The organism is Pseudoduganella lutea (assembly GCF_004209755.1).
In the GTDB taxonomy this organism is placed as follows: Bacteria; Pseudomonadota; Gammaproteobacteria; order Burkholderiales; family Burkholderiaceae_D; genus Rugamonas; species Rugamonas lutea.
This window is the reverse complement of record NZ_CP035913.1, coordinates 6347817-6361208: the sequence shown is the minus strand read 5'-3', so window position 1 is coordinate 6361208 and position 13392 is coordinate 6347817. Positions and strand designations below refer to the sequence as shown.

The 13392-nt window shown below is 66.6% G+C and carries 12 protein-coding genes; 6 read left to right on the top strand and 6 right to left on the bottom strand.

Annotated elements, in window-relative coordinates; translation table 11 throughout:
• The first annotated feature begins 214 nt into the window (after positions 1 to 214).
• Positions 215 to 2365, top strand: coding sequence for a putative bifunctional diguanylate cyclase/phosphodiesterase (locus EWM63_RS26815; protein WP_130189259.1), 2151 nt, complete (start codon positions 215 to 217; stop codon positions 2363 to 2365).
• Positions 2366 to 2577: 212 nt separating this feature from the next.
• Entirely contained in the window at positions 2578 to 2850 is a 273-nt protein-coding gene (locus EWM63_RS26810; RefSeq protein WP_130189258.1) for a Csu type fimbrial protein, read from the top strand.
• A 14-nt stretch (positions 2851 to 2864) separates the two neighbouring features.
• Here the strand turns inward: EWM63_RS26810 and EWM63_RS26805 are convergent, their stop codons facing one another.
• The 5 genes from EWM63_RS26805 to EWM63_RS26785 are packed head-to-tail and all read right to left on the bottom strand — an operon-like array spanning position 2865 to position 7858.
• Positions 2865 to 3875, bottom strand: a complete 1011-nt coding sequence (locus tag EWM63_RS26805; RefSeq protein WP_165390952.1) for a Csu type fimbrial protein — start codon at positions 3873 to 3875, stop codon at positions 2865 to 2867.
• Positions 3872 to 6160, bottom strand: coding sequence for a fimbria/pilus outer membrane usher protein (locus EWM63_RS26800; protein ID WP_165390951.1), 2289 nt, complete (start codon positions 6158 to 6160; stop codon positions 3872 to 3874). The genes EWM63_RS26805 and EWM63_RS26800 overlap by 4 nt, the downstream gene beginning before the upstream one ends.
• A gap of 10 nt (positions 6161 to 6170) precedes the next feature.
• Complete coding sequence (locus EWM63_RS26795) at positions 6171 to 6878, bottom strand: fimbrial biogenesis chaperone (RefSeq protein ID WP_130189255.1); 708 nt, start codon at positions 6876 to 6878, stop codon at positions 6171 to 6173.
• 5 nt (positions 6879 to 6883) lie between these two features.
• Positions 6884 to 7399 carry a Csu type fimbrial protein gene (locus tag EWM63_RS26790; RefSeq protein WP_503826254.1) on the bottom strand — a complete coding sequence of 172 codons (516 nt, stop codon included), beginning with the start codon at positions 7397 to 7399 and terminating at the stop codon, positions 6884 to 6886.
• A gap of 42 nt (positions 7400 to 7441) precedes the next feature.
• The gene (locus tag EWM63_RS26785; protein ID WP_130189253.1) at positions 7442 to 7858 is read right to left on the bottom strand and encodes a hypothetical protein; all 417 of its coding nucleotides are present in this window, start codon (positions 7856 to 7858) and stop codon (positions 7442 to 7444) included.
• 19 nt (positions 7859 to 7877) lie between these two features.
• Here EWM63_RS26785 and EWM63_RS26780 point away from each other — a divergent pair, with 19 nt between their 5' ends.
• Both EWM63_RS26780 and EWM63_RS26775 read left to right on the top strand, forming a co-directional pair.
• On the top strand, positions 7878 to 8141 hold the full coding sequence (locus EWM63_RS26780; protein ID WP_130189252.1) for a hypothetical protein: 264 nt from the start codon (positions 7878 to 7880) through the stop codon (positions 8139 to 8141).
• Between the two features lie 252 nt (positions 8142 to 8393).
• Positions 8394 to 10382, top strand: coding sequence for a PAS domain S-box protein (locus EWM63_RS26775; RefSeq protein WP_130189251.1), 1989 nt, complete (start codon positions 8394 to 8396; stop codon positions 10380 to 10382).
• Positions 10383 to 10475: 93 nt separating this feature from the next.
• On the opposite strand, the gene EWM63_RS26770 is transcribed toward EWM63_RS26775, so the two are convergent.
• Positions 10476 to 11240, bottom strand: a complete 765-nt coding sequence (locus EWM63_RS26770) for a Crp/Fnr family transcriptional regulator (protein ID WP_229487994.1) — start codon at positions 11238 to 11240, stop codon at positions 10476 to 10478.
• A 278-nt stretch (positions 11241 to 11518) separates the two neighbouring features.
• Between EWM63_RS26770 and EWM63_RS26765 the strand changes: the two genes are divergently transcribed.
• Positions 11519 to 11719 carry a hypothetical protein gene (locus EWM63_RS26765; RefSeq protein WP_130189249.1) on the top strand — a complete coding sequence of 67 codons (201 nt, stop codon included), beginning with the start codon at positions 11519 to 11521 and terminating at the stop codon, positions 11717 to 11719.
• Between the two features lie 268 nt (positions 11720 to 11987).
• A complete protein-coding gene (gene bcaP, locus EWM63_RS26760) occupies positions 11988 to 13385 on the top strand; it encodes a branched-chain amino acid transporter BcaP (RefSeq protein WP_130189248.1) in 1398 nt (465 codons plus the stop codon).
• The last annotated feature ends 7 nt before the right edge of the window (positions 13386 to 13392 follow it).

Sequence of the window (13392 nt, the reverse complement as noted above, 5' to 3'; positions counted from 1 at the left end):
GAGTGGCGTCCCCGCGGAGGTGCGGAAGGGAACTCGGCCCGCGCGGCAGGAGGTTCAGGGCGGCGGGCGGTTACCATATTGCACGAAAAATTCTTTATATGCAACCACGACAGCAAAGCCAGGCCAACTGTAGCTTTTTCGCCATGCAAGCGTGCGCAGCGCCACCGCCGGCAACATGGGTCTACGATGAAAGCTGACCAAAAGGAGATCCCCGATGGAGCCTGAAAGGAGCGAGGACGCGCAGCCTCCCGTCGCCCAGCTGTCCGCTACGGGGGCATTGCGTGAGCTGCTCGATCATCTGCCAGCCGGTGTGGTGATCCACCGGGCCGATGGCGTCGTCGCCACCGCCAACCGCACGGCGGAACGGCTGCTCGGCCGCACCGTGGACGGCGTTACCGGCCTGCCGGCCGCCGTGGCCGAATGGGGCCTGCTCGGCCCGGACGGCGCCCCCCTGGCCGAGCAGGATTATCCCGTGTGGAGCGTGCTGCGCCTGGGTACCGAAGTGTCCGGCGCCGTGATCGGCATCGTTCGCCCCGGTGAAGAACGGCCCAGGTGGATGCTGTGCAACGCCTATCCGGTGCTCGGTGCGGCGGGCGCGGTACAGGAAGTGGTGGTCTCCTTCACCGACTGCACGGCGCTCAAGCTGGCCGAGGAGCACCTGCGCAAGTCGGAAGAACGCCTGCGCCTCGTGCTGCTCGGCTCGACCGACGCCACGTGGGACCTGGACCTGGTCACCGGCATCGTGTACTACTCGGACCGGTGGTGGGAGATGGTCGGCCTGCCGCCCGACGGCGCCGGCATGGCCAACGACACCTGGCGCCACCTGATGCACCCGGACGACATGCCGGTGATCGACCGGTTCATGGCGTCGCTGCTGGCCGGGCGCGAACGCACGTATGCGATCGAGTTCCGCCTGCGGCACCAGGATGGCCATTACGTGCCGGTCCTTTCGCGCGGCTTCGTGCTGCGCGGCGACGACGGCCGCGCGTTGCGCCTGTCGGGCACCAACACCGATCTCACGGAGCGCAAGGAAAGCGAGCGGCGTATCTACGAACTGGCCTACTTCGACCAGCTCACCGGCCTGCCCAACCGGCGCCACCTGCTAGAGCAGTTGCAGCGCATCGCCAGCCACACGTCACGCACGCAGGCGGTCGGCGCGCTGCTGTTCATCGACCTCGATCATTTCAAGGGGGTCAACGACACGCTGGGCCACAGCGCCGGCGACCTGCTGCTGCGCCAGGTGGCCGAGCGGCTGCGCCACGCCGTGCGCGAAACGGATCACCTGGCCCGGCTGGGCGGCGACGAGTTCGTGGTCGCGCTCGAGGGCCTCGGCCGCACCGCGACCGAGGCGGCCGTGGAGGCCGGCAAGGTGGCGCGCAAGATCCTGGGCGTGCTGGCACGGCCCCACCCGCTGGGCCAGCTCGGCGCCGGGCGCGCCTGCACTGTCACGCCGTCGATCGGTGTCGCGCTGTTCGGCCACGAACATGGCAGCGTCGACGCGGCGTTGCGCCAGGCCGATATCGCCATGTACCACGCGAAGACCGCTGGCCGCGACACCATGCGCTTCTTCGACCCGGCGATGCAGGCCGCGATCGACCAGCGCAGCGCGATGGAGGCCGACCTGCGCGAATCGCTGAAGCGACACCGGTTTCCGCTGCATTGCCAGCCGCAGTTCGGCGCCGATGGCCGCGTCGTCGGCGGCGAGGTCCTGCTGCGCTGGCAGCATCCGCAACGCGGCCTGGTCGGGCCCGCCGAATTCATTGGCCTGGCCGAGACCACGGGGCTGATCGTGGGCATCGGCATGCAGGCGCTGCACGATGCCTGCATCTGCCTTGAACGCTGGTCGCACATCGCTGGCCTGGCCGATCTGGTGCTGGCCGTGAATGTCAGTGCCTGCCAGCTGCTGCAACCGGACTTTCCCGACCGGGTGCTGGCCGTGCTGGCGGAAACCGGCGCGCCGCCGTCGCGGCTGTCGCTGGAACTGACCGAAAGCGCCTTTGCCCGCGACGTGGACGACGTGATCGCCAAGATGACCCACTTACGCAGCCATGGCGTGCTGTTCTCGCTGGACGACTTCGGCACCGGCTACTCTTCGCTCAGCTACCTGAAGCAGTTTCCCCTCTCCGCGCTGAAGGTGGACCGTTCGTTCGTCAGCGATGTCGCACACGTGGCCAATGCCGGTGCGATCGCGGAGCTGATCGTCTCGCTCGGCAAGACGCTGGGATTGAAGGTGATCGCCGAGGGAGTCGAAACCGAACGGCAGTTCGCCTTCCTGCGCGAGCACGACTGCGATGCCTACCAGGGTTTCCTGTTTTCTCCGCCGGTGCCGATCAGCGAGTTCGAACAGCGCTACCAGCAGGCTTGATTTCATGACGTGGGGCGGCTGCAACGATTCTCTCGAAAAACCACAAACTCACGCATTCTCACATTGATTCAAAGCAATACTCGTGTATCATTGGTACATCTCGCGGCAGTAGCAAACCCTCCTGTCAGGAACGAGACCATGCTGGCTCCCGCTGTCGCCCAGAACGCGCGATCGCCTTGCCAGCAGTGACACCTTGACGATGTGTGACGACCATGAAAAAGATTGCCCTTGTATTGCTGGCGTGCGCGCCGGTGTTCTGTTCCGCCGCCGGCAAGAGCGCCAGCGCGACGATGCAGGTAAGTTTTACCGTGACCGAAGCCTGCACCGTGCAGAGTGAGGGCACCGCCGCCCAGGTGAGCTGCGCGCATGAGACGCCGTACCTGATCCAGGCGAAAGCGGGCACCGCTGCCCAGCCGGCCACCGCCCAGCCAGCCCCGCTGACCACGCCCGCCGCGAACCGCGAGCCGACCGTCGTCTACTTCTGACCGGCCGCCGCCGCTCAGAACCAGATCGTCGCCGTGACCGTGTCCCGATACGTGCCCGGCGACGGCGTGCGCTGCGCAGGCACCCTGCCATACATCTTCACGGCTTGCGTCGCGCCGGTACCCGTGCCGGTCACCATCGACGTGCCGCCACTGCCATCGCCCCACGGCGGGCCGTCGAGCGTGCCGGAAATCTCGTAGCCGATGCTTTCCCCCGTTGCCCCGTTGCGCATCTGCCGCGCCGCGGGATTGCCCGAGACCGAACCGCCGTTCAGCGAGATCGCGTACGGGTTGTTGGCGGTGCACTGGACACTCAGCGTGCCGACCGCCCGCACGGCCGACGCCAGCACGCGATTGCTGGCGCCGAATGCCAGCGTGTCGGCGTTGATGAAACAGTTGTTGGTCACCGTGGCGCGCGCCTTAAACGAGAACGACGTGCTGGCGCCGGCGCGGCAATCGGCGGCTGGCGCCAGCAAGCCATAGAACGAGTACTGCAGCGTGCCATGGCCGGCGAAATCGGCCACGTAGGCCGTGTCGGCACCGCCCGTGGAGGGTACGCCGGCAAGTGCCGAGGCGGGAATCCTGCCGCGGATGGTGAAGGTTTGCGACAGTGAGCCGAGGGCCAGCAGGCCGCCCATCTGGCCCGTGACCGGCAACGTTCCCGCCACCGCCGTGGAACCCCACACGGCATTCGCGGCATAACTGCTGTCCCGGTAGAGGTTGAATTGCATGCGCGCCGCGCCGTTCGCCATCGCCCGCGCCGTGACGGACGTGCCCGCGCTGCCGGGCCCCGCGTTGACACAGTAATTCACATTCGGCAGCAGCAGCACGCCGAGGTTGCCCAGCAGTGTCCACGTACAGGTCACGGTCAGCGTACCGTTGGCGAAATAGTCGCTCCCGGATACCGGGCTGACCTGGCCGAACACGACGTCCGACATGGCCGCGGTACAGCTGTCGGCCCGCGCGGCGGCACTGGCCAGCAACAGCGAGGCCGCCAGGCCAGTCGTCCGCCACAGCCGCGCCGTCACGGCGACACCCCCGCGCGGCAGACCAGCGGCCCGATCACCGGCAGGTCGCCACTGGCCGCCTGCCATGCGAAGAGCACCTCGCAGCGGTTCGCGCCAGCACCGATCACCAGCCGGTTCCGTGCACGCAGGCCGTCGACGAACGCCTTGCCATCGTAGCCCACGACCGTGGCGTTGCCGGAGACCGGATCCGCCACGGCAGTGCCGACGGGCAGCGGCCGGCCTTCGGCATCGTGCAGGATGACCGTCGCGGCCGCGTAGCGCTCGACGGGAAACGCCACCAGCACGCCCGCCAGCCGCTGCGGAACGGCCGTCATGCGCGTGCTGGGAACCCGTGCATCGACCGGCAATGCAGTCGTATCGATCGACAGCGTGTTGCTGGTGTAGGGAATCAGGTTCGGCACGAGCAGGTAGCCGCGTCGGTCGGTGCTGCCGAGCGGCCGGTTCTCGTGCACGACCGGCACGCCCGGCACACCGGTGGACACGAGCGCGAAGCCTTCTCCCACTTGCCGCGCGGGCGACACGACACCATCCATCAGCACGAGCGAGCCGCCCGCGTCGAGCGCCAGGCCATTGCTGTCGCCGTTGCGCTGGACAAGCAAAGTTGCCTGCCCGGCGCTGCCGAGGTATTGCACCTGCGCCTGCGTGTAGCGCGACGTTTCGATGCCGCCCTGCTGCAGCGCCCAGCCGAAACCACCGCCATAGTCGGCGGGGCGCACCAGCGCCACGTTGTGGCTGCGCTGGCCCTGCTGGCGGCCAGCGGTGGCGCTCGCCGAGATGCGCTCGCCGAACGACATGCTGATGGAGAACGACAGGCCGCGCGCATCGGGCCGGTCCAGGTCGCGCCATGCGCCCAGGCTGGCATAGGCGCCGCCCGGCAGCGAAGACGACCAGTTCAGCGCCGCGATGCGCGCCCGTTCCTGGCCCGGCACCCGGTAGCCCACGTAGCTGATGCCGGCACTTTGCCCCAGAGGCAGCGCCAGGTTCACGCTGGCGCGGTCGTTCCGGCGCGGCGGCGGGCTGCCTTCGCCGCTGGCCAGATCGGCATAGCGCGCGCCGGCGCGCTGCGCCTGCAGGTCAACACTGAAGCGGGCCGATATGTATTGGTAACCCATACTCCCCTGCAGGCCGCGCCCGCGCCCCACGCTGGCGGCCAGCGATGCGGAAACGACGCCGGCACGCCCGAGCCGCAGCATGGCACCGCCGCCGCCGTTGACCACACCGCGACCCGCTTCGCCATGCGCCTCGAGCGTCACGGCGTCCGTGTACCCGTGACGCACGGAAGCGCTGGCGGCGGGGCTCGACGCGTAGCGGAAGGAACGGGTACCGTAGTCGCGGCGCAGGAACCCGGCTTCGGCGGAGAAGTCGGTCAGCCCGGGCGCCATCATCCGCGTGTCGATGTACAGCGGCAGCGTGGTCGCCACCGACCTGCCCAATGCGTCGCGGGTGATGATGCTGGCCTGCCCGGCGCCATTCAGTCCGGCGATCTGGTCGATCACATATGGGCCGCTGGGCACCTCCGTCGCCATCTGCTGCATGCCGTTCACGTACAGGCTGACGGCCGTCGGCACCACGGCGGTGCCTCGCACGGAGGCCACCGGATATGTCAGCAGGTCGGGGCGCAGCGTGAAGTTCTTGCGCCACTGGAAGCCACCCAGGCGCATCGAGCGGCTCCACGGCAGCGCATTGCTGACAATATCGCCCGCCTGCACGGTTTCCAGTGTGAGCGGATCGGAGCGCGTCCACCAGGTATCGAAGCGGGTATAGGCGCGGCCTTCGCCGCGTAGCGTGGTGGTGCCGCTCGAGGAAAACACCCCGCGTGCATCGAACCAGCGCAGCTCGTGCAGCCCGGCAACGCGGCCGCCGCGACCCGCCTGCGCGTAGACCTGGTAGTTCAGCAACGCGCCGCGCGACGTACCGGCCGATGCGGCCACGTCCCGGTCCGGGCGCGCTGCCACGGCGGTGGGTGCGCGCAGCGCGTCGGCAACCGTCAGCGCCAGCGTCTGTGCGCCGGGATCGTAGCGGTGTGCCAGGCCGGGTACAGCGGCCAGATCGAACTCGTCGCGATCGGCCAGCCCGAAGAGGGCGGGATCGAGTTGCAGGTCGCGCAGGTTTTGCACGCTGCTGCGCAAACCCCGCGGCCCCTGTGTGAAGCGCAACACCATGCCTGTCTCCTCGCCGTTGACACTGACGTCCAGATACAGTTCAGCCAGCGGCACTGCCTGGCCCAGCGCGCCGCCCGCCGGCAGCATCGCCGCCACGACCATCAACCCGGCCAGCGCGCGCATGTCTCCCGCATCAGCGGCCTGCCGTATCAGCCGTCTCGGGCCGCGCGTTGACCACGGACCGTACCGCCACCTTGCCGTCAAGCTGGGCATCCTGCGCCACCGGCAGTTTCCACGACCGCTCCTGGCCGGGCAATACGTAGCCCAGCAGGCCCTTGCTGACGATGATTTCTGTTCCCGCCCCGTTGCGAAGCGTGGTCGACCCCAGTTGCGCGTGCTGCGCGCCCGTGTTCGCCACGCGCAGCATCCATTCGCCACCCTGCCGGAAGACCCGCCAGGCCAGGACCGGCGCGGCATCGCCGGCCGGCGGCACGAACACGGGGACCGAGTAGCGCAACCGGATGTCCACGCCGGACTGCGTGCCGTCGGCGCGGGGCAGTTCGTCGATGAGCAGGCGGAAGCTGCGCTCGACCGCGGTCGGCGAACCCGCCTTCAGGATCAGCCGGATCGTCTGCGCGGCGCGCGGCGCGATCTCGATGATGGGCGGGCTTGCGACCAGTTCGGCCGTCTCGCCCAGCACGTCCTCGCCATCGCGCTGCGTCCACGCGTAGGCCCGTACCTGGCCGTACACCGGCGTGTCGCCCTGGTTCTGCAGCGTAATGCCGGAGGCACCCTGCCCCGCCCGAAACGTGATCGACACGGGCGATATCTGCAGGTTGGCCGCGCCGGCACCAGCGCAGCCGAGCGCCAGCAGGCAGGCAACGAAGGCGGGGCGCGGCATGGGCATCAGAAGTAGACGGTCGCCGTGATCGTCGACTTGTAGGTGTCGGGAGCCGGCGATGCCTGGGCGGGAATTTCTCCGTATACCGTGAGCGTCTGCTGTGTGCCGCTACCGGTGCCGCCCAGCGTGTCGGTACCTTGCGTATTGCCCCACACGGCGCCACCGGCCGCCTGGTACAGGTTGAACTTGACGGTGCCGGCATTGGCGCCCGTGCCGCTCATATAGCGGGTTGTACCGGAGGAACCGGTGCCCGTCCCTTCGTTCAGGCCCAGGTTGAACGGCGTGGTATTGGTGCAGGTAACCTTGATGTCCGACGTGGCGGTAACGGCGGTGGCGAGCACCCCGCGGCCGGCGCCGAAGTTGAGCGCGTTCGCGGCGATCGTGCAGTCGGCAACCAGACCCATCGTCACATCGAACGTGGCCGTCCTGCTGCCGTTGTTGTACACGGCGGCATTGGCGCTGGCAGCGGCGGCGCAGAATACAAGAATGGCGGCAGCCAGGCGGCGCGAATTCACACTGATCAAGATCGTCTCTCCAAAAAAAATTCAGGAAGGCAATACGATTTATTGCCCTAACTCAACACATGATTCAATTATGGACGAAGCCTCACCTGGCACGGTTTTGGGCGCAGCGAAAACACTTTTGAAAGCGACGAACTGTGCGAAAAAGCTGCACTGGCAAGCATGATGCATGATCGGAAAATGCATTCGCGACAATGCATTTGTTGCCGACAAGACCATCTTCCCCGTGCCACCACCGTCCACTTGCACATTTTCGTCGTCGACGATGCGCCGTTCGACCAGCGGCTGCTGGTCGACCTTCTCAAGAATCACGACTACCGCGTCACGGTCCGCGTGGCGGGCGCAATCGATTTCGTGCCCCTCGCCGGCGCATCCGTTTTTACCGGTCCAACGATAACCCGACGACAAAAAATACATGAGCCAGCTTGACTTGCGGTTTGCAACAGCGGATGCTTTCAAACTGACACAGGCGGAGGCGATGATGACTCTGGAGATGGGCAACGAGGGGCGTGGTGACAGCAGGAGCGGCAGCGACCGGCGCAACAACGCCGCGCTGGCGGCCGTGGTCGACCAGGCGATCCGCTACGACGCCGAACGGGGCGCCGCTCTCGCATGGGCTTACCTGGCGCAGCATGGCCTGCCGCCAGAAACGATCCTGCGCGTGCTGGCCACTCCCGGCGGCAGCCGCGTGCCGCGGCGCGGCGCCGGCGGCACGATCGACGGCGCCATGTATCCGCAATAGCGCCCTGCCCGGCGGCCTGCCGCCGCAAACCGCGATGGCTGGCGATTGAAACACGCTTGAAAACGCTTGAGCACGCTTGAGCACGCTTGAGAAGCGCTGAAAAACGTCTGAACAGTGTCTGAAAAGCGCCTGGCAGCCACTATGCGCCATGCCATGCACACCAGCGGCCCGCAGCAGTGACCTGCCGTCTTGCGCCTTGCGTCCCGCAACACGTCGCGCAATGCGTTCCCGGTGCAGCCGCTACAATGGAGCATGACTGCGCCGACTCCTTCTCACCCCGGCATCCACTCCAGCGCCCGGCCCGACGAAGCCGGTCGCCTCGCCCTGTTGCATGCGCTGCAACTTCTCGATTCGGCACCCGAGCCCGTGTTCGACCGGGTCACGCGGCTGGCCAGCCGCCTGCTGGGTGCACCCATCGCGCTGTTCTCGCTTGTCGACCGCGACCGCCAGTGGTTCAAATCGCGCGTGGGAACGGAGCTGGCGGAAACGCCCCGCAACATCTCGTTCTGCACCCATGCGATCGCGCAGCGCGAGCCGCTGGTCATCAACGACGCCCAGCACGATCCCCGCTTTGCCGACAACCCGCTCGTGCGCGAAGGCCTGAAATTCCGTTTCTATATCGGCGTGCCGATCCGGTCGCAGGAGGGCCATGCGATCGGCACGCTGTGCGCGCTGGACACCCGGCCCCGCGAACTGACGCCCGACGAGCTGGCGGCTTTCGAGGATCTCGCCGGCATCGTCGCGGACGAAGTACGCCGGCGCGAACAGCTGGGGCGCGCGCGCGCCCACCTGCAGGAAGCGGATGCGGCCATGCGCGGCACGGAAGCACGACTGTTCTCGATCTTCAAGCTGGCCAGCTTCGGTATCGCCCTGATCGATGCGAACACTGGCAACTGGCTCACGGTGAATGCCGCGGCCTGCGCGATCCTCGGTTACTCGGAAGAGGAGTTCAGGCGCCTGACGTTCCGGCAGATCACGCACCCGGACGACGTGGCCGACGACCTTGCCCTGGTGCGCGACCTCGTTGCCGGCCGCATTACCCAGTTCGAACGGCAGAAGCGCTATATCCGGCGCGACGGCAGCACCGTCTGGGTCCACACGAACGTGAGCCTGAAATCGGACGAAACGGGCCGGCCCGAGTATTTCATCGTGGCCGTGATCGATATCCAGGCGCGCAAGACGGCCGAGCACGATCTGGCCGCGCTGCACGCGCAGCTTGAAGCACGGGTCGAGGACCGCACGCGCGAGCTGGTCGAAGCCAATCATCACCTGACCGAAGCCATCGGCCGCCAGCAACAGGCCGAAGCGGCACTGCGCGCCCGCGAGGCGGAACTGTCCAGCATTCTCGAAAATGCCAATGACGTTTATATCGGCATCGACGCGCATGGCCATGTCACGGCGTGGAACCGCCAGGCCGAACGCACATTCGGCTGGACGGCCCAGGAAGCGGCGGGGCGCGCCCTCGACGAGCTCATCATTCCCATTGGTCTGCGCGAGCAGCACCGCCGGGGCATGGCGCGCTATCGCGCCTCGGGCCAGGCAACCGTGCTGGGCAAGCGGCTCGAACTGCCGGCCGTGCGCCGCGATGGCAGCGCGCTGACGGTCGAGATCCGCATCCATGCCACAGAGATCGATGGCCAGCTCACGTTTTCCGCCTTCCTGCACGATATCTCGGCCCGCAAGCTCGCCGAGGCTCAGCGGGAACACGACATTCGTCACGATCCGTTGACGGGCTTGCTCAATCGCCGCGCCCTGGAGGAACTGCTGCCCCAGGCGCAAGCGCGCTCGCAGCGGCACGGCCTGGCCTTTGCCGTGCTGTTCATCGACCTCGACGGTTTCAAGGCCGTCAACGACCGGCATGGCCACGATGCCGGCGACGCGCTGCTGGTCGAAGTGGGGCGGCGCCTGCGCGCATCGGTGCGCCAGAACGACAGCGTGGTGCGGCTGGCGGGGGACGAGTTCATCGTCGTGCTTGAGGGGCAGGCCTATACGATGGCGCAGGCGCGCACGGTAGCGGCCAAGCTGATCGCCGAGCTCGCCCGGCCGGTGGCATTGGCGAAGGATGCTGCGGATGACCCCGACATGGTGCAGGTTGGTGCCAGCATCGGCATTGCGCTGCATGCCGCCGCCGATACGCCGGCGCCGGGCGACCTGCTGCGCGAGGCGGATCGCCAGATGTACCTGGCAAAGGAAGCGGGCCGTGGCAGCATCCGCCCCGCTGGTGCTGAAACGGGAGACTGAAACGGAAGATTGCTGCGGGAACCCCTGATACGGCAAGGCCGCCCGAAGGCGGCCTTGCCGTTTCCGGAGAGTCCCGGGGCGATCCCGCGGAATTTAGTGGCTGTGCATGGCTTGCGCCGCGGTAGCACGGGCGGCGAAGTAGCAGGCGCCGGCGCAACGCTCCAGGCCCGTGCGGTCCAGCACCACGACCATGCCGCGGCGGCACTGGATCAGGCCGTCGCCAGCCAGCTTGCCGGCAGCGGCCGTGATGCTCTCGCGGCGCACGCCCAGCAGGTTGGCGATCAGTTCCTGCGTCACCTTCAGTTCATTCGATGGGGAGCGGTCCAGGCGTTCAAGCAGCCAGCGGCACAGCTTTTGTTCGATGCTGCTGTGGCGGCTGCTCACGACATTTTGCGCCAGTTGCGCAAACAGGGAGCTGGTGAAGCGCATCAGTTGCTGGGCCAGCATGCCGCCCTCGGCAAACAGTGCGCGCAGCGCATCGGTGCGCATGCGGTAGCCATAGCCGGCGGCCTGCACGACTGCCGTATTGCTGGCCCGCTCGCCCTTGTACATCGTCACGCCCGCCACGCCTTCGCGGCCAACCACGGCGATTTCGGTCGTCACGCCATCTTCGTTGACATATTGCAGCGACACGATCGACGTGGTCGGGAAGTACGTATAGTCGATCTTCTCGCCGAAGTCGTACAGGTGCTTGCCGACCGGCATGGCCACCAGTTCCAGGTCGGGGATCAGATGTTCCAGTTCATCCATCGGCAGCGCGCGCAGCAATTCGTTCTGCTGCAGACCCGTGACACTGATGCCCAGTGGCGCAGGCTTGGTGCGCACTGCCTTCGGCGCAGCGCCGGGAACCTGGATCATCGATGGTGGCAGGGCGGTCGTGTCGGTTTGCGTGGTCTTGTACATTGTCATTATCCTCGTCGAGTTCTGTCCGATGTTTCGGTTCGTTGTCATTTCCTCCACTTTATGGTTGAGCCATGTTTTTGAGAGTCGGACTACTGTAGGACGCGATGTAGTATTCGAAGATCAGGCGGTGTAATCTCTGTCCTACGTGAACTGGCGCACATTCAAGTACGGTCGAATCCCGGAAAATTCACTTCAACGGCAATCGTGCCAGCCAACGGATGATGAAAGCACCCATGAACAGCATCTTCAAAGTTTCCTATGCCCTGCAACGCCAGCAACGCGCGGTCGAACGCACGCTCTATGCGAGTTCGGCCGAGGAGAGCATGGCTGCTTCGAAGTGGGTTGACGCGTGGCACCGGCTGGTTCAGGCGCGGCTGGACAAGATGGCTGAAACGAGCCGCTACATCGACAGCCGCGGCCGTTTCTTGCACTGATCGGACTGGTCGGAGCGCGCCGCCTCTTCCGGCGCCTCCTGTGTTCCGTGTCGCAGCCCTTGCTCCCGCCTCGCCTCCCTTCTCCTCCTCCCGCAGCCTTGCGCTCGTTGACGTAAACGTTAACTGATTTTCATGCTTCTCCCGCTGTGCTAGTATGCGGCGGCATGCCCGACAGGGCTTGCCGCTATGCAAATCAGCGACCAGACCGCTGCGGGCCTACCCGGCAACGCGCGGCGCCGGAGACAATCTCAACAAAATTGGAGAAGCAGTGAGCATTTTCAGAACCAAAAACCTTGACGACATGGTCGCGGCCAGTCGCGCGCCCGGCGGGTTGAAGAAAGTCCTGGGCCCCTTCGACCTCGTCCTGATGGGCATCGGTGCCATCGTCGGCACCGGCATCTTCGTGCTGACCGGTACCGGCGCACTGACAGCGGGCCCCGCGCTCACCCTCTCCTTCGTCATCGCCGCGCTGGCGTGCGGGTTCGCCGCGCTGTGTTACGCGGAATTCGCGTCGACCGTGCCGGTCGCCGGTTCCATCTATACCTACAGCTATGCCACGCTGGGCGAACTGGTCGCCTGGATGATCGGCTGGGACCTGATGCTCGAATACGGCCTGGCCGCGTCGGCCGTGGCGGTCGGCTGGTCCGGCTACCTGCAGTCGCTGCTGGCCAGCTATGGTTTCGGCCTGCCCACCGCGCTCAGCGCGGCACCCGGCGCCGTGCCCGGCGTGGCCACGTATTTCAACCTGCCCGCCTTTGTCATCATGATCGTGATCGCGTTCATGCTGTCGCTGGGCATCCGTGAATCGGCACGCATGAACAACGTGATGGTGGCCATCAAGGTCGGCGTCGTGCTGCTGTTCATCGCCGTCGGCGTGGGCCACGTCAAGCCGGTCAACTGGCAGCCGTTCATGCCCTTCGGGCACACAGGCGTGCTGTCCGCCGCCGCCCTCGTGTTCTTCGCGTTCATCGGCTTCGACGCGGTCACCTCGGCCGCCGAGGAAGTCAAGCGCCCTGAGCGCGACCTGCCGATCGGCATCATCGGCTCGCTGGCCGTCTGCACGATCCTGTACGTGGTCGTGTCGGCGATCATGACCGGCATCGTGCCGTTCCAGCAGTTCGCAGGCGTCGACCACCCGGTCTCGCTGGCGCTCAAGTACGCGGGCGAGAACTGGGTCGCCCGCTTCGTCGACCTGGGCGCGATCCTTGGCATGACCACCGTGATCCTCGTGATGTCCTATGGCCAGACCCGCATCATCTTCGCCATGTCGCGCGATGGCCTGCTGCCCAAGCGCCTGTCGGCGATCCATCCAAAGCATGGCACGCCGTTCCTCGCCACCTGGATCGTCGGCATCGTGTTCGGCCTGCTGGCCGCGCTGATACCGCTGAACGTGCTGGCGGAACTGATCAACATCGGCACGCTGGCCGCATTCTCGCTGGTCTCGATCGCCGTGATCATCCTGCGCAAGCAGCGCCCCGACCTGCACCGCGCATTCCGCTGCCCGGGCGTGCCGGTGATTCCGCTGCTGGCGGTGGCGTTCTGCGTCACCCTGATGGCTTACCTGTCGTGGCACACCTGGCTGGCCTTCGGCATCTGGCTGGCGATCGGCCTGGTCATCTATTTCGGCTACTCGCGCCACCATTCGGTGCTGGGCAAGCAGGGTTGATGCCGCA